At 43.5% G+C, this 21115-nt stretch carries 16 protein-coding genes; 3 read left to right on the top strand and 13 right to left on the bottom strand.

What is annotated here, in order from left to right; genetic code table 11:
• Window positions 1-48: 48 nt before the first annotated feature.
• From HNQ46_RS00985 to rfbA, 10 genes are all read right to left on the bottom strand, one after another.
• A complete protein-coding gene (locus tag HNQ46_RS00985) occupies window positions 49-1524 on the bottom strand; it encodes a lipopolysaccharide biosynthesis protein (protein WP_183681780.1) in 1476 nt (491 codons plus the stop codon).
• A 145-nt stretch (window positions 1525-1669) separates the two neighbouring features.
• Window positions 1670-2641, bottom strand: coding sequence for a glycosyltransferase family 2 protein (locus HNQ46_RS00980; RefSeq protein WP_183681778.1), 972 nt, complete (start codon window positions 2639-2641; stop codon window positions 1670-1672).
• Between the two features lie 191 nt (window positions 2642-2832).
• Window positions 2833-3807, bottom strand: a complete 975-nt coding sequence (locus tag HNQ46_RS00975) for a glycosyltransferase family 2 protein (protein WP_183681775.1) — start codon at window positions 3805-3807, stop codon at window positions 2833-2835.
• 124 nt (window positions 3808-3931) lie between these two features.
• On the bottom strand, window positions 3932-4792 hold the full coding sequence (locus tag HNQ46_RS00970) for a glycosyltransferase (protein WP_183681772.1): 861 nt from the start codon (window positions 4790-4792) through the stop codon (window positions 3932-3934).
• Window positions 4792-5766 carry a glycosyltransferase family 8 protein gene (locus HNQ46_RS00965; RefSeq protein ID WP_183681769.1) on the bottom strand — a complete coding sequence of 325 codons (975 nt, stop codon included), beginning with the start codon at window positions 5764-5766 and terminating at the stop codon, window positions 4792-4794. Before HNQ46_RS00965 ends, HNQ46_RS00970 begins: the two co-directional genes overlap by 1 nt.
• Before the next feature lie 62 nt (window positions 5767-5828).
• Window positions 5829-7550 carry a 2-isopropylmalate synthase gene (leuA, locus tag HNQ46_RS00960; protein WP_183681766.1) on the bottom strand — a complete coding sequence of 574 codons (1722 nt, stop codon included), beginning with the start codon at window positions 7548-7550 and terminating at the stop codon, window positions 5829-5831.
• Window positions 7551-7672: 122 nt separating this feature from the next.
• On the bottom strand, window positions 7673-9025 hold the full coding sequence (gene glmM, locus HNQ46_RS00955) for a phosphoglucosamine mutase (RefSeq protein WP_183681764.1): 1353 nt from the start codon (window positions 9023-9025) through the stop codon (window positions 7673-7675).
• 169 nt (window positions 9026-9194) lie between these two features.
• A complete protein-coding gene (rfbD, locus tag HNQ46_RS00950) occupies window positions 9195-10112 on the bottom strand; it encodes a dTDP-4-dehydrorhamnose reductase (RefSeq protein WP_183681761.1) in 918 nt (305 codons plus the stop codon).
• Between the two features lie 2 nt (window positions 10113-10114).
• Complete coding sequence (gene rfbB / locus HNQ46_RS00945) at window positions 10115-11131, bottom strand: dTDP-glucose 4,6-dehydratase (RefSeq protein WP_183681759.1); 1017 nt, start codon at window positions 11129-11131, stop codon at window positions 10115-10117.
• Window positions 11132-11140: 9 nt separating this feature from the next.
• Window positions 11141-12025 (bottom strand): glucose-1-phosphate thymidylyltransferase RfbA, encoded by an 885-nt coding sequence (gene rfbA, locus HNQ46_RS00940; protein WP_183681756.1) that lies wholly within the window; start codon window positions 12023-12025, stop codon window positions 11141-11143.
• Window positions 12026-12302: 277 nt separating this feature from the next.
• Between rfbA and mnmA the strand changes: the two genes are divergently transcribed.
• Window positions 12303-13391, top strand: a complete 1089-nt coding sequence (mnmA, locus tag HNQ46_RS00935; protein ID WP_183681753.1) for a tRNA 2-thiouridine(34) synthase MnmA — start codon at window positions 12303-12305, stop codon at window positions 13389-13391.
• Between the two features lie 415 nt (window positions 13392-13806).
• Here the strand turns inward: mnmA and HNQ46_RS00930 are convergent, their stop codons facing one another.
• Window positions 13807-15459: a tetratricopeptide repeat-containing diguanylate cyclase gene (locus tag HNQ46_RS00930; protein ID WP_183681750.1), complete on the bottom strand. Its 1653-nt coding sequence runs from the start codon at window positions 15457-15459 to the stop codon at window positions 13807-13809.
• A gap of 177 nt (window positions 15460-15636) precedes the next feature.
• On the bottom strand, window positions 15637-17082 hold the full coding sequence (locus tag HNQ46_RS00925) for a polysaccharide deacetylase family protein (RefSeq protein WP_183681747.1): 1446 nt from the start codon (window positions 17080-17082) through the stop codon (window positions 15637-15639).
• A gap of 141 nt (window positions 17083-17223) precedes the next feature.
• Between HNQ46_RS00925 and HNQ46_RS00920 the strand changes: the two genes are divergently transcribed.
• Together HNQ46_RS00920 and HNQ46_RS00915 are read left to right on the top strand one after the other, a co-directional pair.
• Window positions 17224-18369, top strand: a complete 1146-nt coding sequence (locus tag HNQ46_RS00920) for a DUF4317 domain-containing protein (RefSeq protein WP_183681744.1) — start codon at window positions 17224-17226, stop codon at window positions 18367-18369.
• Between the two features lie 153 nt (window positions 18370-18522).
• Window positions 18523-19242 carry a pseudouridine synthase gene (locus HNQ46_RS00915; protein WP_183681741.1) on the top strand — a complete coding sequence of 240 codons (720 nt, stop codon included), beginning with the start codon at window positions 18523-18525 and terminating at the stop codon, window positions 19240-19242.
• A 102-nt stretch (window positions 19243-19344) separates the two neighbouring features.
• Here HNQ46_RS00915 and HNQ46_RS00910 read toward each other — a convergent pair whose 3' ends face one another.
• Window positions 19345-20955: a potassium/proton antiporter gene (locus HNQ46_RS00910; RefSeq protein WP_183681738.1), complete on the bottom strand. Its 1611-nt coding sequence runs from the start codon at window positions 20953-20955 to the stop codon at window positions 19345-19347.
• Between the last annotated feature and the right edge of the window lie 160 nt (window positions 20956-21115).

Below are 21115 nucleotides of genomic sequence, written 5' to 3'. Positions count from 1 at the left end.
ATTAATTGCCTTCATAAATTCTCCCAATTCAAATACTTTAATCAAGCATTATTTAAATTTATTTCTTACATGTATGAAAGAGCACAGTGTCTTTATATCATTCCTGTTTACTATAAAAGAAACTACAGTGTAGCAGATTGCTCCCAGGGGGATGAGGACTATGAGTTGCCATAGTTCTGTCATTCCTCTTTTTTCTAAGAATCCTTGCACAAGGTAAACGATTCCCCCCATTAGGAAAGATGCGGTAAAGGAAGCCAGGCAGTCTTTTACTTGAGAGAGGAAGCCATATTGTATCAGCTTTTCATTGGGTTTGGCGTTTAAATACAGGCAGAGGACTTCTCCTACATTTTTCCCAAAGAGCATGACGAAGATCCCAAAGGGGAAGGTGAGGAGGAGAATGCCTATGCCTAAAATCTTCTTGATGATCTCCAGCTTCAAAAACAAATCCGAGCGTCCCTGACTGTTCATGAGCTGGAGATTACACATGTGAAGGGGCAGGAATAGATAAGTCACGGAAAGAAAGCGAAGATATGAAAGCATGCCTATCCATTTCTTTGTGAGCAGTAAGATAATAAAGGGCTTTGCCACTGCCATCAGGCCAAAGAGTATGGGAAACAAGAGGAAGGCGGAAAAACGAATGGTTTTCCTGGCCATTTCCTGTAAGGCATCCTTTTCCTCCTGCATCTTGGAAAAAGCGGGAAACATTACTCCTGAAATCATGGTGGAAAGGGTAGAGGACAGGAGCTTTGGAAACATTTCTCCTCGATTGTACAGAGCCAGCTCCTCTACCTTGTAGCGTTTTCCAATGACTAGGCCATAGATATTTTGCCAAATCTGATCCAAGAGTCCGGAAAAAAGGATTTTCCAGCCAAAATGAAAAAGGGCAGAGAGGGAGGAAAGCTTAAATAAAAGCTTCGGTCTCCAAGGAAGGCATAAGAATAATATCAGCATGGTAAAAAAGTAGTAGGAAATCTGCTGATAAGCCATAGCAAAGGAGCCATAGCCCCGATAAGCTAAAAACACTGCCAGCACTCCGGAAAAGAGGGAGGAAAAAAAGCTGGCTAAAAAAATCGGTCGAAATTGCAAAGCCCTTCCTGCATAAGCCATTTGGATGGAAATGACTGCACCGGGGAAGAGCAAAATACTCATTTGCCGTAAAAGGGACTCTAAAACCGGGAGATGATAAAACTCCGCCACAAAGGGGCTGATGCCATAGAACAAAAGATAGATTCCTCCGGATAAGGCCAAGGTCAGATAAAACACCGAGGAATAATCTTCCTCTTTGATTTCTTTTTTCTGCATCAGCGCCTGAGAAAAACCGGATTGAATAAAGGTATTGGCAATGGTGATAAAGATGCTGATGACACTCACCGCCCCTACCTCTTCCGTATCCAAAATCCGAAGGAGAAACAGGGAGAAAATCAGCTGTATGCCCTGGTAAGAAATCTGCTCTAGGAAACGCCAAAAAAGGCCGGAAAGAATTTTCCCCTTCCACCCCTCTTTGTTTTGCGTCACTTCTCCCATGGCATTCTCCTTTAATTCCTTATTTTACTTACTGATACGCTTAGTGTTTTACTTAGCATCTTTCTTCTATATTACCGCTTCCGCTCTAGGCGAAACAAATTCTTCTTTTTAATGCTTCCACGCTATTCCGAACAGACTCTCCTTTTTAACGCTTCCGCTCCATACCGAAGCTTTTCTGTAGAAAATGATAAAGCTTAGGACAAAACTGTTCCAATCGAAGCAGAGCTCTCTTCCCAAAAGACATTTCTTGTAAATAGTTTCTATAGTCCTTCTGATAAATTTCGGAAAAATCCCTAAGATTCAGCGCAATGGAAAAGCTGAGTCTATTGATAGCTTCATCTACTTCCAAGCGGTATTTTCCTTTGGACTCCTCTAAGAAAAGCTTATAGCAATGCTTCATTTCCGAAAGATATTTTTCCTGCTGCTGCCGTCCTTTTTCCCTTTCCGTCCAGGAGCTTTGCAAATGAAAACGATAGGCAGTGTATTCCTCCGGCAAGTATACCGCCTTTCCGGCCAAGGCCGCCATCAACTCTATAGGTCTGTCTCCCACCGGACAGGCATAGTAAAAGTCCGGAAGCTTTTCAATTAAGCTTCTTCTAAAAAACATTGAGGAAAAGGCAATCCCCTTAGGATGATTGATTAGCTCCCTTCCTTCCAATATTTTCCTCTCCAAATAGGGACGAAGTAAGTCTTTTGGGCCTTCCCTGCCGTCAGGAAGCAAAACCTTTGCCGGATGAAAGCAAAGAACAGCCTCTTCTTCTCTTATCAAGGCTTCCATTTGCTTTTCCAGTTTATCTTCTCGAAGGTAAAAATCATCCCCGTCAATCACGGTGATAAATTCTCCCCTTGTCCTTGGAAAATTAAAAATTCCGGTAATATTTCTTTTCCCTTGGGAATACTGATTTTCTGTCTGTAAGATAGGAAAAAGAATCTCCGGATATTTCTCCTGATAAGAACGGATAATCTCCTGACTTCCGTCGGTGGAAGCATCATCATGGAGAAGGATTTCCAAAGAAAAATTCCCTTTTTGGGAAAGAATACTGTCTAAACACTTTCCGATATAATCCTTATGCCGGTAGGTCACAATACATACGGAAATTAATGGTTTTTTCTCCATTCCTCCTCCTTTCTTTCATAATCTAAGCCATTTAATTTATTGATTTCTCTATTTCCTGATTTACCAATTTACTAATTTAACAATTAACCGATTTGCTGATTTAACAATTAAGCGATTTGCTGATTTAACGATCAACTGATTTACTGATTTATGCAATCATAAATCCTATTGTTTTATACGGCTCTAAGCTCTTAGCTATCCAAAAACAACATTGCCCCAATTCCTCTATATAGCGGATAGGGGTAAATGCCGAAAAGTGCCATGGTGGTAATTTTCCCCAGTCGACTTTTCCCCTCTAAGGATAAGAACGCCTCTAAAACCTTCCTTTTGATTTCCGGAAGCTCATCTCCGAATAAGCGCTTCAATTCCCTTCCCTGGGCAAACAATGCCCGGTAAGAAGAATGAATGGTATCTTCCTTATCCTTTTCTTTAGAAGCGACCAGCCTTTCTTCACATTCCTTCAACACACTTGCTTTTTTCGCCCCTAAGACATTTTCTCCATGCTGCCGGTAGGCATAGCTGGCATAGGGCAAATATTGAATTTCCCCAAAGCAGTTTGCTAACAAGGCCAGCCAATGGTCATGCATCTTTACTTCCGCAGGAATTTCCTTGCAATATTGCAGCAAAGCTTTGTTGATTCCCACAGAGGCTCCTGTCACATGGTTTTGCAAAAGCAGGCGGGAAAAACGGTAGGAGGCACCCGGTAATTTCTGATACCTTCTATAGGACTTGGCAAGAAGCTCTCCTCTTGAGTTCACCAAAGAGCAGTCTGTGTGACAAAGGATAGGAAGGCTTTCCCCAAACTTTCTTTCTTCCTCCTTTATGACAGAAATCGTCTTAGAGAGCTTGTCCGGAAACCATTCATCATCCTGATCCGCAAGGAAAATATATTCTAAATTTTCTGTCTCCACCTCCCCCTTAGCCAAGGCGGAGAGAATAGAGAGAAAATGCTTTGCCGGACTTCCACTATGCATAGGTCTCGGGAAAGCCCTCATCCTCCTTCCATACTTTTCCTGCAAGCTTTGCAGAATTGCTTTTGTACTATCGGTGGAGCCGTCATCAGAATAAAGGAGGCAAAAATCCTCCCTATCCTGCTCCATAATGGATTTAATCTGCTTTTCCAGATATTTCTCCCCATTATAAGTACATAAAATAACACAATGCATTTCAGCAATTCCTCTCTTTGACTAAGGAATTCCTCTCTTTGACTAAGGAATTCCGGCTCCGCATAAGTTTTTTTCTACACAAGTTCCACCCATAAAATAGGACTTTAGCATTCTTGATTTCGGCTTATTTAGAAAGCAAAAGAGAATAAAAAAGGGTTTCTCCCAAAATCACTGCCTGCACAAGCCTTAAGAAAAGCATTTGTAGGAAATTGGCATGAAGATATTTTCGGGCATACAATGCCTCGGACTGCTGCCGAAGCTTTTGTCTTTGCACCAAGGATTTCAAGGATTTCTTGGTACTACCGCTGTCCTCATGAAGGTAAGAACAAATCGTACAAAGATAGGATTTGTAGCCTGCCCTTCTCAGCTTTTGACCAATTACCTTTTCCTCCTCATAAAGGAAGAACTCCTCGTCATAACCCCCGGTCTTTTGGAATGCCTCTTTAGAAATACAAAGGGAGGAGCCATGCAGCACATCCACCTTCACATAGGGCTTTTGTTCCAAATAGGCTTTAGGATAAAAGAGCAGGGAAGAAAAAATTCTCTTGCTAAAGGGTCCCATGCTCAGAAGGTTTTTCAAAAAGCTTTGTAAAGGCCAAGCTGTAGCCTGTTTTCCGTAAGGGTCCTTCATTCTGCCGGAGACCAATCCCACCTGCTTCTCCTTTGCAAAAACAGACAGAACATTTTCAAAGTAAGCTTCCTGAAAACGGGTGTCGGGATTGGCCAAAAAGCAGTAGTCCATCCCTTCCGAAAAGGCGGCCCGAAAGCCCAGATTGTTTCCTGCCCCATAGCCCTTATTTTCCTTGGCAAAAATCAGTTTACACTTATGGTCTTGAAGCTTCTCTAAAGTCTGCCTGCTACTATCCGTAGAGGCATTATCCACGATATAAATTCTCGTTAACACGGAAAAATCCTTCAGCTCTTTATATAGCCGAAGGGTATTTTCCAAATCATTATAATTTAAAATCACTATAGCACAGGACATTAGTTTTCCTTCCCCATAGAACGATAATAAAGCTCTCCCACCTTCTCCCGAAGCTTAGGGAATACAAAAGTCAGGAGATTTAGGACATGGTAGCAAAATAAATAGCCCTGCTTTCCCTTTTCTTTTTCTAATGGAAGGGGACTTTCTTCCGCATAATAGTCAAAGGCTCTGCGATAATAATTGTGATTGCCTTCTCTCCAAGGTCTTTCGTCTCCGGCAAAATGGACAATCACCGGATGAGCCTTTGCCTGTGAATAGCTCTTTTTGTTTTCCAGCTCCTGATACCAGGGAGAAAAACGACACAAGGCACTATACCTTGCATAAGCATAGTTAGAAAAGAAGTTAAAACGCTGGGGCAGGGAGCGAATCCTTCCCTTACACACCATATTCAAAATGTCCTGGTCATTAAAAGGAAGCTGACCTTCCTTCATTTGATAATAGCGAAGACATTTTTCTTCCATCCCTTCCTCCCGAAGCAATGAAAGATTCATAAGCATCACTCCCGCATTATAGTAGGGGCTTTCCTCCGCTAAGGATAAAAATTCCTTATGCTTTTTATAAATACTGGGCTCCGGAGCCATGCCCAAAAGCTTATCTCCAAGCTTTAAATGATAAAGGGGCAAAATGGATTGGAGCACCACTGTATCCGCATCCAAGTATAAAGCCTTGGTAATCGTTTCCGGAAGTGTGGAAGGGATAAAGAGTCGAAGCAGGGTAGCTTTGGAAAATTTTCCGGTGAAAAGGGCGGGAAGCTTTTCCTTCCATTCGGATAATTTCTCTTCCAAATCATAAAAGCTAATTTTCTGTCCTTCCGTCTCCACATATTGCCGAAGTTTTTCCTTACTTTCCTCTTCTATCCCCAAGGATAAGATATGAAAATGAAGAGCTTCTCCCTCCGCATGCAAAAGAAGAGAGGAAAGTGACACCGCAAGAATCGGCATAAAGGCCTCATTGACTCCGTAAACGATGTGCATACTTTTCTCCCTTCTGTATTCTACTTAGTTTCGCTTTAAGCTGTATTCTACTTAGTCTTGCTTTAAGAGCTTCTTTCTTCCGCTACTCTACGCTTTCCTTCCGCCTCAGCCTCTTCCGGGAAAAGCAGACGGTTCATCGCACTGAAAATCGCTCTAACGGAGGAACGGGTAATGTTGGAGGAAACTCCCACACCGAAGCCGGACTTTCCGCTATTTTCCTCTGCAAGTTGAATATAGGACACCGCCTTTGCAGAGGAACCTGCACTAAGAGCGTGTTCTGTATAGTCCACAACCTTTAAGGCCAGCTTGAATTCCTTATTCAAGGCACTGATTACCGCCTCGATAGGACCGGATCCTTGACCGGAAACCTCTCGCAGTACACCGCGATTTTCAAAGGTCAGGTTAATAAAGCTGATGTAGGAATCTCCCTCTCCTTCCACATCGGTGGTACGAAGATTCTTGAAGAATAACGGAGCCTTGGCTTCCACATATTCCTCCCGGAATACCTCTAAAATTCTCTTCGGATTTACCTCGCCCTCCTGCTCGGAAATCTTCTGAATATAATCCGCAAATTCTCTCTGCATTGCCTTGGGCAGCTTATAGCCGTAATCAAAGTCCAGAATAAAGGCAACTCCGCCCTTACCGGACTGGGAATTGATTCTAACCACAGGCTCATACTGTCTTCCGATATCTGCAGGGTCAATGGGAAGATAAGGCACCTCCCAGAAGGGGTTCTTTCGTTCCCGCATGGCCAATACACCCTTATTGATGGCATCCTGATGGGAGCCGGAAAAGGCGGTAAATACCAGCTTTCCCGCATAGGGATGACGATCCGGCACACTCATCTTGGTACAACGCTCATAAACCTCCTGAATTTCCCGAACATTTTCCAGATTCAACTTGGGGTCGATGCCGTGGGAGAAAAGGTTATAAGCCAGGGTTAAAATGTCAACATTTCCGGTTCTTTCTCCATTCCCGAAAAGGGTTCCCTCGACTCTTTGTGCTCCGGCAAGAAGAGCCAGCTCTGCGGAGGCAATTCCCTCACCTCTGTCATTATGGGGATGCACGGAAAGAATCACATGCTCTCTTTCCTTCATGTTTTTGGACATAAACTCAATCTGATCCGCATAAACATTGGGGCTATGCATCTCTACGGTATTAGGCAGGTTAATGATAATCTCCCTTCCCGCCTTGGTTCCCCATGCGGAAATCACCGCATTACAGATTTCCAAAGCATAATCCATCTCCGTTCCGGTAAAACTTTCCGGAGAATATTCCAGACGAAGCTCTCCGGAAAAATCCTTTTCATGCCGCTTCACCATTTCCACAGCGGAAAGGGCAATGGCGGTAATCTCCTCTCTGGACTTTCCGAAAACCACATCTCTTTGCAATACGGAGGTAGAATTATAAATATGGACAATGGCCTTCTTTACTCCTTGGAGAGCCTGGAAGCTTCTTTCCAAAAGCTCTTCTCTACACTGTACCAAAACCTGAACTGTAACATCCTCCGGAATCAGATTCTTCTCCACCAAAGTTCGTAAATAATCAAATTCAATCTGAGAAGCCGCAGGAAAACCGACTTCAATCTCCTTAAAACCAAGCTTACATAGGAGTTGGAAAAATTCCACCTTTTCTTCTACGGTCATGGGATCCACAAGGGCCTGGTTTCCATCCCTTAAATCCACAGAACACCAAATCGGTGCTTTTGTGATTTCCTGATCCATCCAAGTTCTTTCCGGATAACGGAAAATCGGAAATTTTCTGTAACGTTTTACCTGATCCATTCTTACCTCCTATTGTATTTTTCCACTACTACTCTTACTTACTTCTTATTTTAAGTCTACCCTGTACTGCCAAACAAGCTTTTCCAAGCTCTGCAGGGATTCCTTTTACTCTATCAATAAACTTAGGAAAGGACTAGTCCTTCCTTTTTCATAACAGCTATAACTTCCTCTACATATTTCTCGCAAAGCTCTTCCCTGGAAGCCTCCACCATAACACGAATCAGAGGCTCTGTTCCGGAAGCACGAAGGAGAATTCTTCCATCCTCTCCCAGGCTTTCCTCCACCTTCTTCACCGCCTCCTGTACGGTTTCATTCTGCTCCACCAAAAGCTTATCTTTCACCCGAACATTCTTTAGTACCTGTGGAAAACGCTGATACTCCGCCAAAGCTTCCTTAAGACTCTTCTTTTCCTCTAAAAGCACTTCCATCAGCTTAATACTGGTGAGAATTCCGTCCCCGGTAGTGGCATGCCGCATAAAGATGATATGTCCGGACTGCTCACCTCCCAAGGAATATCCATTCTCTGCCATATTTTCATAAACATAGCGGTCCCCTACTTTGGTCTTTTCATAGGAAAGGCCTGCCCCATCCAAGGCCTTGTATAAGCCTAAGTTGGACATAATGGTAGTCACAATTTTATTGTCCTTTAACTGCCCCTTATCCCGCATATTTTTTCCGCAAAGATAAAGGATCTGATCTCCGTCCACCAGTTCTCCGTCACTGTCTACACAGAGACAACGATCCGCATCTCCGTCATAGGCAAAGCCGATTTCGCAATCCCCGTTCTTCACATACTCCTGCAAGGCTTCCATATGGGTAGAACCGCAGTTGGCATTTATGTTGTAGCCGTTAGGATCATTGGAAAGTACATGGGTATCCGCTCCCAGGGCATCAAATACCGCCTTGGCACAGGAGGATGCGGAACCGTTGGCACAGTCCAAAGCAATCTTCTTTCCCTTAAAGGAACGGGTAGCCAAAGAAATCAGATAGCCGATATAGCGGTTTCTTCCTTCGGCAAAATCTACGGTTCTTCCGATTTTATCTCCGGTGGCTAAAGGAACTTCCCCGGTTTCTCCATCCAGATAGGCCTCAATCTCCGCAATAAAATCATCGGAAACCTTTTCTCCGTTTTCATTGATGACCTTAAGACCATTGTCATAGAAAGGATTATGGGAGGCGGAAATCATCACACCGCAGGAAAAGTCTTCGGAACGAACAATATAGCTAACGGAAGGCGTAGTGGTAACGTGCATCAGATACGCATCTGCTCCCGCAGCGGTAATTCCTGCGGAAAGAGCATATTCAAACATATAGCTGGAGCGTCTGGTATCCTTACCGATAACAATACGGCACTCCTTTGTGCCTTTGTTTGAAAAATAATAGGCCAAGAACTTTCCCACCTTAAAGGCGGTATCCGCTGTCAAATCTACGTTAGCCTCTCCACGATAACCGTCTGTTCCAAAATATTTTCCCATCTTTTCTCCTTAACTTTATTGCAAATTGAACCAGTACATTTTTTCATTCCGGCTTGAAATATATTGCTATTCCCTTCTACCGGGTTCTTCTGTCCCTTATTTTTGGAAAGGGACCTGTCTGCCGAATCTGCAAACAGGTCCTCTCTCCTTTCTATAAAAGAAAGCTTCTTTATTCCGCTTCTAACGCTTGTAAATAACGCTTTAAAGCATCCTTCCAATGAGGAAGGCCCTGAAATCCCTCTCTCTTAAGCTTTTCTTTACTCAGTCTTGAGTTAAAGGGACGTCTTGCTCTACTTAAACCGTACTCCTCCGTAGTAACGGGAATCACCTCCGTGGAAAGTCCCGCCTCTTCGTAAATGGCCTTGGTAAAGTCATACCAGGAAATGTACTCTCCTTCATTGGTGGCATGATAAGTACCGTACTTTTCCGTCTCCACCATATCCACCAAAAGCCTTGCCAAATCCAAGGTATAGGTGGGACTTCCCACCTGGTCGGAAACCACTCGCACACTGGGATGCTTCTTACCCACCTGTAACATGGTCTTAATAAAGTTCTTTCCGTTTAAGCCGAAAACCCAGGCAATACGAACAATAAAATGCTCCGGTAAAACCTTTCGAATCGCCTCTTCTCCCGCAAGCTTGGAAGCTCCATACACATTGATGGGATGGAAATCTCTTTCCTCCTCTTCCCAGGGCTTTGTTCCCTCGCCGGAGAAAACATAGTCTGTGGAAAGATAGAGCATTTTCCCCTTTAAATCCTTCATGACTTTTGCAAGACTTCCGGGAACCTCTCCGTTAATACGAAAAACAAAATTTCTTTTCTCCGGATCCTCCGCATCATCCACCGCAGTCCATGCGGCACAGTGAATCAGACAGTCAATCTTCTCTTCGGTAAGAATTCTTCTGGCTTCCTCTTCATTGGTCAGATCCAGTCCCACATAGGGCATCGAGCAAACCGGACTTCCGTCCATAATACCCACATACTCCGGCTCAATCCCGGAGCCTACCGCCTCTATGCCTCTTCGAGCCAGCTCATTCATCACATCATGACCTAACTGCCCATTAACGCCGGTAACGAAAACTCTCATGCTTATTCTCCATACTGCTTCTTATAATAATCCTGATACTCTCCGGAAATGATGTGCTCCCACCAATCCTTGTGATCCAGATACCACTGAATAGTTACGGGAATACCGGTATCAAAGGTATATTCCGGCTTCCAGCCAAGCTCAGTCTCCAGCTTCGTGGGGTCGATGGCATAACGCATATCGTGTCCTGGACGGTCTGTCACATAATGAATCAGGGATTCCGGCTTGTCTAAAGCCCTTAAAATCGTCTTTACAACCTCAAGATTGGTTCTTTCATTGTGTCCGCCAACATTGTAGACCTCTCCCACTCTTCCTTTACGGACAATGAGGTCAATAGCCTTGCAATGGTCGGTTACATAGAGCCAGTCACGAACATTCTCCCCCTTACCGTAAACAGGAATGCTTTCGTTATTTAAGGCTCTGGAAATTACCAGCGGAATCAACTTCTCCGGAAAATGATAGGGACCGTAGTTGTTGGAACAACGGGAAATGGTCACCGGGAGACCGAAGGTTCTGTGATATGCCAGGACAAAAAGATCCGCACTTCCCTTGGAGGATGAATAGGGAGAAGAGGTCTTAATAGGAGTATCCTCTGTAAAGAAAAGGTCTGTTCTTTCTAAAGGAAGGTCTCCGTATACCTCATCGGTGGATACCTGATGATAACGCTTTATACCGTACTCTCTGCAGGCATCCATCAGGCAAACCGTGCCCAAAACATTGGTCTTTAAAAAGATTTCCGGATCCTTTAAAGAGCGATCCACATGGGACTCTGCCGCAAAGTTAATCACCACATCCGGCTTTTCCTTTGCAAATAAATCAAAGATAAAAGCTCTGTCTGTAATATCTCCCTTGATAAAACGATAATTTTTCTTTCCCTCTAAGGGAGCCAAGGTTTCCAAATTTCCTGCATAGGTCAGGCTGTCCAGGCAAATCCACTCCTCCTCGGGATAGGCATTTACCACAAAATGCATGAAGTTTCCTCCAATAAAGCCTGCGCCTCCGGTTACGATTGTTTTCATCTTCTCCTCCTACTGCTCCTCGATATATTTTCCGTCTAAAACATCCTTTAAGTACTTGCCATATTCGTTTTTCTTTAAAAGCTCATAGGCTTCTAAAACCTTTTCCTTGCTAATCCAGCCATTACGATAGGCAATTTCTTCAAGACAGGCAATCTTTCTGTGCTCATGGGTCTCAATGGTACAAACGAAATTGGTAGCATCCACTAAGGACTCATGGGTTCCGGTATCCAGCCAGGTAAAGCCCTGTCCCAAAAGCGCCACATCCAGCTCTCCCTTTTCCAGATAGATACGGTTCAGGTCGGTAATTTCCAGCTCCCCTCTCTTGGAAGGTTTTAAGCTTTTCGCATAGTCCACAACCTTATTGTCGTAGAAATATAAACCGGTTACACAGTAGTTGGACTTGGGCTTCTCCGGCTTTTCCTCAATAGAAATTGCCTTTCCGGCCCCGTCAAACTCCACAATACCGAAACGCTCCGGATCATCCACATAGTAGCCGAATACGGTGGCACCATGCTCCTTTGCCACAGCCTTCTTTAAGATTTCTCTAAAGCCTCTTCCGGAGAAAATGTTATCTCCCAAAATCATGGCTACCGGCTCTCCTCCGATAAACTCTTCCCCGATTAAAAAGGCTTGCGCCAATCCGTCCGGAGAGGGCTGTACCGCATACTGTAAGTTTAAACCGAAAGCCTCTCCATTGCCTAAAAGCTCCTGAAATCTTGGCGTGTCTGTAGGTGTGGAAATAATCAAAATATCCCGAATCCCCGCATCCATCAAAACGGACAAAGGATAGTAAATCATCGGCTTGTCATATATCGGAAGCAATTGCTTAGAAGTCACCCTTGTCAGCGGATATAATCTGGTGCCGGAACCTCCTGCAAGAATAATACCTTTCATGGTTTTTCTCCCCTCTTAAAATAATGCATACTGCTGTAAATTTTAGCATAGGCAAAGCAGATATACAAAGGCTTTTTCCGTTAAATTAGCTTAATTTTTATAGGAGTTTTTTTAAGAATTTTTATAAGCCTGTATCCATCATGGACTGTTTTTCAAAAATTCTCTTAATACCTATCTCTACCTCTTATTTTTTCATAAACTCTTTTCCCTGGCTTTGCAAGGCATTTTCTCCTATGTTACACTAATAAAACATAATACTTTGCAAAAGGAGTTTAGCATGGAAAAAGCTTTAATCGCCATGAGTGGCGGTGTGGACAGCTCTGTTGCCGCAGCGCTTATGCAGGAAAGAGGATATGATTGTATCGGCATCACCATGAAATTATACGATAGTGAAACCGGACAGGCCTGCCGCAGCAGAACCTGTTGTACCTTAGAAGACGTGGAGGACGCAAGACAGGTGGCCTCAACCCTTTCCATGCCCTTTTATGTTTTGAATTTCAAGGACGATTTTCAAAAGAAAGTCATTCTTCCCTTTGTGGAGACCTATGAAAATGGCGGAACCCCCAACCCCTGTATTCGATGCAATCGTTTTATGAAGCACGATAAGCTTTACCAAAGGGCGGAGGAACTCTCCTGCTCTTATATTGTTACCGGTCACTATGCCAGAATCGAAAAGGATGAAAGCAGCGGACGTTATCTTCTGAAGAAGGCAAAAGACGAGAAAAAGGATCAAAGCTATGTACTCTATTTCTTAAGTCAGGAACAGCTGGCCCATACCCTCTTCCCCTTGGGAGAATACTCCTCTAAAGAAGAAGTCCGGGAAATTGCGGACAAATACGGCTTTATCAATTCCGATAAACCGGATTCTCAGGATATCTGCTTTGTAACCAACGGGGATTATGGAGACTTTTTGGAAAAGTTTCGAGGAAAGCCTTACCCAAGCGGAGATTTTGTGGATGAAAAAGGAATAAAATTAGGAGAACACAGAGGGACCGTCCGTTACACCATAGGACAAAGAAAAGGTCTGGGGCTTTCCTTGAAAAAGCCCATGTATGTTTCCGGAAAAAACATCGAAAAAAATCAAGTGATTCTCTCTGACAAAGAAGGGATTTACTTTGAAGGCCTATTGGCCAATGATTTTAACTGGATCAGCCTTCCCCCAACGGAAGAAAGGACCGTAGAAGCCAAAACCCGCTATAACGGAAAGGCTGTTCCCGCAATCGTCTCTGTCCGGGAAAACGGCGAAGTCTTCCTACGCTTTCCGGAAAAAGAAAGAGCCGTAACCAAAGGCCAGGCCGTGGTGCTTTATGACGGAGACCTGGTTCTGGGAGGCGGAACGATCGTGGAAGGCTATAAGAAACTGTAAAAAATCAAAAAAGATTTTCTAAGCAATATAGGTCTGAATTGGGGCACGCACCCGCTAGCTTAATCCAATGTATTGAAGAACTGTATTTATTATAAAGATACGCTCAAACGCAGTATAGGTCTATAATCGGGGTACGCTCCCGCTAACCTCGCCTGCGCAGCGGTACTAACTTCAAGCTTCGCTTTGCTTGCTTTCAGTAAGTACTGACGGGCTCAGATTACCCCTCTTACAGACCTATACTGCATTATTCGCTTCATTTATTGTTTTTTACAGTTCTTCACTTTGTCGGATTTCGCAAGTATCGGGCTCAGACTCCCCCATATTCAGACCTATATCACCAAAAATCCTTTATTATTTTGATTTCTTACATTCCCTTTACATAGGAGTTGAACAATCGCCCTGCTTTCCAATCGCGCTAGACATACAAAGCTTCATCCGAAAGCTTTGCCTTATGAATCAGCAGAATTCCTCCCCTCTCTTTTCCCTTTACGTTATAAAGGGCGGTATCTGCCGCAAAGGTATAGTCCCAAACCCTGTTCTTCTTCAGCGGAACGGAATTTCGAATTCCTTGGGAAATGGTCACAACTCCCCCTCCCACTTCTTCCGAATGCTGCAGGTTCAAGGCTTTCACCGATTCTCCCAATTCCTTGGCATAGCTTAAAAGCTCTTCATCCTGCATATTCTCATAAATCAGAACAAATTCATCCCCGCCGTAACGGGCAGCATAGATGCCTGGATGCTTTGCACAGAGCTTCTTGATTTCCCCGGCAACCAAACGAAGACATTCATCCCCAGCCTGATGACCGTAGCGATCATTGTACTGCTTAAAATAGTCCAAATCCACCATTTCAAAGCCTACAGGGGTTCTGGAATTATATGCTCTCTCAAAGGCTGCATCCGCAAAGGTGCTTAAATGATAGCGATTGGGAAGGCCGGTCAATTCATCGTGATCCGCTTTCTGGGTGAGGCGAACATTTTCCTCCTCCATAAAGGCATTCTGCTCCTTTAAATCCTCCAAATCCTTCCGAATCTTTAAGGCAAATAAAAAGGCATTGACCTTCTCCACCTCCTGCTGCTTCACCATCTCATAGTAGTGATATGCAGACTCATTTCTGGATTTCTCATCGGAAATCTTGTCAAAGTACCGTAGCTTGGATTCTAAAAAGCGTTTCTGCAATTCCGGAAGATTGATTTCCAAAAGCTTTCCCTCCAGAAGATGTAAAACCTTATGACATTCCTTAAGCTTATCAATTTCCAAAAAGAAATCCGCCAAATCGCACACATCCTCAATCATATGGGTCCGGAGAGCCGTCATTACCGCCCGATCCACAAAACGTCGAATCAAAAGATCCCGCTCCGATATTTTATCCTCGTAATGAGCAAGACGAATAGAAAAGCTTAAAATGTCTATACCGGACAGCAGCTCTCCTGTATAGGGGGAATTCTTTGCCAGGGTTAGAACGGAATCCAGACAGGCTCTTGCCGCCTGCACATCCCGACTTCTGCTTAAATAGATATTTCCCAGGAAAATATAAATGCTCATCATATTGGAAACATACGCACTGTCTACGGTAGTTCCACTAATGTCATAGAGGGCTTCTTCGGCGTAATAGCGACCATGATCATAGTCATTTAAGCTAAAATAGAGTCTGGCAATATTGGATTTCACAATACCGCTGAGGCTGTTATCCGCTTCTTCCATCTGCTCATAATACTTTAAGGCCGTCATATAATAATCTAAAGCCAGAGCGAAGTTTCCTCGTAAAAACTCCGTGATACCCAATAGATTATGAGAACGGGTCAAAAGAGAAAAATCCTGTACCTCCTGCTGGGATTTAATGGCTTTGGAAAGATAAAGCTGCATTTGATCCACGTCAAAATGAAAGCTATAGTATGCATCAGCCAACTGATAATACACATAGCCCTTCAAAGATTCATCATCTAATTTTTCCGCCATTCCAAGAAGGTATCCTAAGCTGTGAAAAATCCCCTCATCAAATAAGGTATATTGTTTTTCTATTAGTAGGGATAGATCTTGTATTTCCTTTTCATATCCGCTAAAATCCATAAATTTTTCCTTTTGAACGAGCTGCCTCAGCTTAAACCGTAGCAACCGTTTAAACGAGATATCGCACGCTTTGCGAGCGATACTCGTTATGAATAATAATCCGAACTATTATAACAAAAAACCCTCTTATACAAAAGAGGGTTTTTCTAAAATAATTATTATCGCCTTGAATCTTTCCTAATGGGGATCCTCCGCATCTATCGCTCCGTTAAAATTCGCCGGAGCAAGGGCTGAAGTTTCCGGTGCTGCTGTTGCGGGATTTTTTTCCGCCGTTGTCTGGGCGGTCGTAGCACTTGTACTTTCCTTTGTGGATTTCGTACTTTCCTTAGTGGATTTTGTGCTCTCCTTCGTAGAGCTGGTGTTATTTTTCTTTGTAGAAGAACTGCTTTCACTGCTACTCTTCTTGCTCTTAGTACTCTCCGTACTACTTTTCGCCTTTGACTCAGCGGACTTCGCAGCGGAAGCGATGGTTTGGGTACTTGCCGAGCTTTGTACTACGGAAACGGTGCTTTCCGTACTTGCAGCCTGTGTTTCCGTCGCCACAGGAGGGAAATGCTTATACTGTATGCCGTTTCCACCGGCAACGTCCTGACCTCGGAAGCGAATCATCTCTGACACGGTAACCAACTGATACCCTCTGGCCGTCAATTCCGGAATAATGGCCTTGCAGGCCTCTGCCGTAGAAAGGTACAGAGCATGCATCAACACAATGTCTCCATCCTTTACCTGACTCAAAACAATCTGCTTGGTTTTTTCCGCATCCCGAGAACGCCAGTCCTCCGTATCAATAGACCAAAAAATCAGAGGTTTACTTACTGCTGTTTTCACATCCGCCGTGTAATTTCCCCCGGGAAGACGTACCAATGCAGGAGCAACACCGGAAGCATTTTGAACCGCCTGATCCGTCTTATCGAACTCATTTCGAATATAGTCCACACCTTTTTTACTCAAATGAATATCATGATCATAGGAGTGATTTCCCACCTCATGGCCACGCTCCACAGTGTTTTTAATATCCTCCGGAAACTTTTCCACTCGCTGTCCCACAACAAAGAAGGTAGATCTTCCATTCACCTTCTCCAGCTCATCCATCAAAATGCTGTCCACCTGCACATCCGGTCCGTCATCAAAGGTCAAAGCCACCATGGGTTTGCTGGGGTCGATATATCGTCCGCCGGATAGCACAAGACCATTATCTTCACTGGCACTTTCTGCGGTTTCCGAAGCACTTTCCTGCCCTTCTCCGCTTTCTTCCGAAAGCCCCTCCGAAATGGAGCTCTCCACCACCGTCTCAATAGCTCCTTTTTGCTCCGTTCTGCTCTTCTCAATAAAATGTACAATTCCGGCAAAGGCCTTAAACACCAAGAACATAAACACCAAGGCTACACAAGCGAAAAGTATCCGAACATTTCTTACCGCTTCTCTTCTCTTCTTGATTCTTGCCTTTCTTCTTCTATATTCCCGTCTCTCCTCTTCCGTTAAGCTTCGAGGAATTCTATTTCCTCCGGTACTGCTCCTTCTCTTTGCACTGCTGTTAAGCTTGCTCTGTCGTTCTGCTCTATATTTATCGCTTCGATTACGAAATTTTCTCTCTCCGCTGTCTATATTTCTCTTGTCCGCCATGATTAACCCTTCTTTTTTAATTCTGCCATTTCCTTCTTACTATACCACAGTTTTTTCCAAAAAAAAGGAAGAGTTTTTTAAGACTTGTTAATCCGAAGCATTTTTATTAGAATACTAGCCGAGAAGAAAAAGGAGTATAGCATGGATAAAAAAGGAATTGCGGAAGTTAAAAAGTGTTTCAAAAAAGAAGATTGTCGTATTGACCGTATGGTTAGTTGCTTTGTAAATGAAGAGGGAGAAGTTATTTCTCGTTTCTCCGACTCCTTCTATGCTTTGGAGGATAAGGAATTATTTAAATATTGCGAGCTTTTCAAGCAATCTCTTTCCGGTAAGCTTGGAAGAAATCTCTATACCCTGGCTTTCCCACTCGAGGAAGAAAAGGAAGGGGGAAAGCAACAGGAGCTCTATCAGCTTTTGCAGTCCGAGCTGAAGGAGGAGGCTCTTTATGATGCTTTTTTTGAAAAGATTCGAAAGGACTATCCTATTCCCGGAAAGCATCTGCTGCTTCTGGCCCATGGGGTTTATGACGTACCGAAAAAGACCACCGACGGTTTAGTCCTGGAGGATGCTTCGGAAAATGTTTATTCCTTCCTCCTTTTTGCTCTTTGTCCGGTGAGTCTTCTGAAGGAAGGTCTTTGCTTTGATCAGCAGAGTGATTCCTTTATCAGCCGTTCCGAAGACTTCGTTGTCCAAAAGCCGGAGATTTCCTTCCTCTATCCTGCCTTTCATGATCGAAACAGTGATATTCATGAATTATTGTATCGCTGCAAAAAAAGAGAGGATAGTCTGGACGCAGTTCCTGAAAACCTTTTCGGCACTCCCCTGCCCATGGGCGAAAAGCAACAAAAGCATTGTTTTTCCAAGCTGGTGGAAGAAATTTTACAGGAGGACTGCACCTTTGAAAATGTTCGACTACTCCAAGAAGAGCTTGCCGAATTACAGAATAAGGAAAATGAAGAAGAGCGGGAACAAAGCCTTCCGAAAAACCAGGTGAAGGCTCTTTTGGAGAAAGCCGGAGCCACAGAAGAACAGTTATTGAACTTCTCTTCCCTGTACGAAGAGGAGCTGGGGGAGAAAAACGAGAGTCTGTTTCTGGAAAACCTGGCAGATTCCACCCTTCGTTTGGATTCGGATAATGTGCATTTAAGGATTAAAAATGAGGTTTCCGCAATTTTGGAAAGTAGAATCATTGACGGAAAAGAATATCTCTTACTTCCCATTTCCGACAATCTGGAATGCAACGGCATTTCCATACGAAGAAAACTTACGGAAAAAGAAGAGCAATAAAGGATAGAGCGAAAAGATAAACGATATATCACACGCTTTGCGAGCGATACTCGTTATGAACAAGATGTCTCAGGCTTCGCCTGCGCCACTTGTTATGAATAAAGAGAAGGAGAAGGCTTCAGCTGAATTTCTCCTTCCGGATGGGGGACAAAGTTGAGACTGGATAAATATCTTTCAGACATGGGGGTAGAAAGCCGTTCCGTACTGAAACGAGAAATTCGAAAGGGCTTGGTCAAGATTAACGGAGAGATTGTGAAGGATCCAAGCATGGAAGTTCAGCCCGGAGATTCCGAGATTATATATAAAGACGAACCTATTCATTATGAAGAGTTCTCCTATTACATGATGAATAAGCCTGTGGGAGTGCTTTCCTCCACTGAGGATAGAAAGCAAAAAACCGTCCTGGATCTCTTTTCCGACAAGCATAGAAAAGATCTCTTTCCTGTAGGGCGTTTGGATAAGGACAGTGAGGGGCTTCTTTTGATTATGAATGACGGTGCTTTAGCCCATAAGCTACTTTCTCCGAAAATGCATATTGAGAAAAAATATTTGGTGGAAATCCCCGGTAAAATCTCCGAAGAGGAATTGGATCGCTTACGGCAAGGCATCCAATACGATACGGATTTAATTGCCATGCCTGCAAAAGCCCGTTGTCTATCTTCCACTGAGGAAGGAAGTAGCGTGGAAGTCATTATCATGGAAGGAAAATTCCACCAAATCAAAAAAATGTTTCTTGCCCTGTCTCCGGATTATGTGGTCACAAAGCTTCAGAGACTTTCCATGGGACCATTGCATTTAGATCCTGCCCTTGCCCCCGGCGAATACCGCAAGCTTTCGGAGGAAGAAGTACAGGCACTAAAGAACTGTTTTTAGACCAATTATACAGATCTGTTTTTTAGGTCTAAGATACAGAACTTTTTAGGTCTAAGATACAAAACTTTTTTAAGTCTAAGATACAAAATTTTTTTAGGTCTATTATTCATTCAATCTGTAGATCACCAGAATATCTCCCACTGCAATGGTAGTGTTCCCATTAGGAATCACGATTTCCTTACCTCTTTCAATCAAAAGTACTCTGGCCATCTCATCTCTTGGGATTTCTGCAATGGTTTTATTGGCATAAACACTGTCCCTGTCTACCTCCAGCTCAACGATATCCAAATCCGAGGCCATGGTAGACTTGGCAGAACCGATAACCACCCGGTCTCCCTCCTGTATCTTCGTATCTCCCCTTGGTAATTCTTTCTCTCCATTTCTTTCCACCAAAATGATAGGGGTGTCCGGCGGCGTAATAATATCCTTAATCAACTGCCCCGCCCAATGATGCCCTTCAGGAATGATAAACTCAATAAACTGCACCGGCTTTTGCTCCGTATAGTCCGTAAAGGTCTTCATAACGTCGCTTTGGTCGTCAATCATATCCAAGCGTCCTGCCATTTTCGGTAAAAAGCTTCCCTGAAAGAGAATCGATAGAATCACGATAAAAAACACCAGATGGAACAAAAAGTCTCCGCTTCCCAAGCTTTCCACCGCTAAAATTGCAAATACAATGGAAGCCGCTCCTCGAAGTCCCGCAAAGGAAATAAGGAAATTTCGATTTTTGGAGGAGGTGAAGAATCTCATAAGCAAGAATACGGAAAGAGGTCTGGCAATAAAGGTAAGGAAAAAGAAAATAATCAATCCTTGAAACGCCACATGAGGAAGCACTGAGGGTTTGGATAACAGCCCCAGCAAAAAGAAAATCACTAACTGCATAAGTCCCGTTAAGCCGTCAAAGAAGGATACCATCTCCTTCTTTTCTTTTATTTTTCCATTTCCTAAAATCATTCCAGTAAGATAAACCGAAAGATAACCGTTGCCCCCCAGTACGGAGGAAAGGGAATAAGCAGTTACCGCCGATCCCAAAACAAAGACAAAGTCGAAGCCATCTCCGGAAACATCCACCTTACGCATAAGATACTGGGTAAGCAGAGCCACCACAAAACCTACGGACAAACCCCAGAAAACCTGAGCAAAGAGCATACCGAGCATCTGTCCGAAGGATAGGTCCCCCTGAATCATCAGCATGGAAATCAAGGTCATCATATAGGACATGGGATCGTTACTTCCTGATTCAAACTCCAGTAAGGAGGCTGTTCTATCCTTTAAATTCAGTTTTCGGGAACGGAGAATAGAAAAGACGGAAGCCGCATCGGTAGAGCCTATTACGGAGCCCAGCAATAAGCCCCAGGAAAAACTTAAGTTAAACGCTAACATGCAGAAAAGCCCTACAGTCACTGCCGTTAGGACTACGCCCAAAGTGGATAAAACCATTGCTTCCTTGGAAATGTGCTTTGCCTCCTTCCAGCTTGTTCCAAAACCGCCGGAAAACATAATGAAGATTAATCCAAAGCTGCAAATATTTTCAGCAAGAGAATAGTTTTCAAAGGGAATCTTAAATACGCCGTCACTACCGAAGACGATTCCTAAAAAAAGGAAGGCTAAAAGCATGGGAAGACCCATTCTTACAGAGAGCTTTTTCAAAAAAACGCTGAAGAAAATGACAATCCCCCACATCAATAGCATTTGATTCAGATTTCCCTCCATAGCCACTCCTTCTCTACTAATTTGTTGAAATGCTATTTTAACATATTTTTAACAAAGCGCATAGAGCGTAAAAAAGAGAAAGCTTCATTCGAGCATAAAAAAAGAAGAGTCTGCAAAAAATCAAATGATTTTTTACAGACTCTTCTTAAATAATTTTATA

The organism is Oribacterium sinus, from assembly GCF_014202695.1.
Lineage (GTDB): Bacteria > Bacillota > Clostridia > Lachnospirales > Lachnospiraceae > Oribacterium > Oribacterium sinus.
The sequence above is the reverse complement of the archived record's forward strand: the minus strand, read 5'-3'. Positions and strand labels throughout refer to the sequence as shown.

Bases quoted from the DNA above. Each gene is read 5' to 3' on its own strand.
- HNQ46_RS00985 (WP_183681780.1), bottom strand. From the start codon at position 1,524: ATGGGAGAAGTGACGCAAAACAAAGAGGGGTGGAAGGGGAAAATTCTT.
- HNQ46_RS00980 (WP_183681778.1), bottom strand. From the start codon at position 2,641: ATGGAGAAAAAACCATTAATTTCCGTATGTATTGTGACCTACCGGCAT.
- HNQ46_RS00975 (WP_183681775.1), bottom strand. From the start codon at position 3,807: ATGCATTGTGTTATTTTATGTACTTATAATGGGGAGAAATATCTGGAA.
- HNQ46_RS00970 (WP_183681772.1), bottom strand. From the start codon at position 4,792: ATGTCCTGTGCTATAGTGATTTTAAATTATAATGATTTGGAAAATACC.
- HNQ46_RS00965 (WP_183681769.1), bottom strand. From the start codon at position 5,766: ATGCACATCGTTTACGGAGTCAATGAGGCCTTTATGCCGATTCTTGCG.
- leuA (WP_183681766.1), bottom strand. From the start codon at position 7,550: ATGGATCAGGTAAAACGTTACAGAAAATTTCCGATTTTCCGTTATCCG.
- glmM (WP_183681764.1), bottom strand. From the start codon at position 9,025: ATGGGAAAATATTTTGGAACAGACGGTTATCGTGGAGAGGCTAACGTA.
- rfbD (WP_183681761.1), bottom strand. From the start codon at position 10,112: ATGAGAGTTTTCGTTACCGGCGTTAATGGGCAGTTAGGTCATGATGTG.
- rfbB (WP_183681759.1), bottom strand. From the start codon at position 11,131: ATGAAAACAATCGTAACCGGAGGCGCAGGCTTTATTGGAGGAAACTTC.
- rfbA (WP_183681756.1), bottom strand. From the start codon at position 12,025: ATGAAAGGTATTATTCTTGCAGGAGGTTCCGGCACCAGATTATATCCG.
- mnmA (WP_183681753.1), top strand. From the start codon at position 12,303: ATGGAAAAAGCTTTAATCGCCATGAGTGGCGGTGTGGACAGCTCTGTT.
- HNQ46_RS00930 (WP_183681750.1), bottom strand. From the start codon at position 15,459: ATGGATTTTAGCGGATATGAAAAGGAAATACAAGATCTATCCCTACTA.
- HNQ46_RS00925 (WP_183681747.1), bottom strand. From the start codon at position 17,082: ATGGCGGACAAGAGAAATATAGACAGCGGAGAGAGAAAATTTCGTAAT.
- HNQ46_RS00920 (WP_183681744.1), top strand. From the start codon at position 17,224: ATGGATAAAAAAGGAATTGCGGAAGTTAAAAAGTGTTTCAAAAAAGAA.
- HNQ46_RS00910 (WP_183681738.1), bottom strand. From the start codon at position 20,955: ATGGAGGGAAATCTGAATCAAATGCTATTGATGTGGGGGATTGTCATT.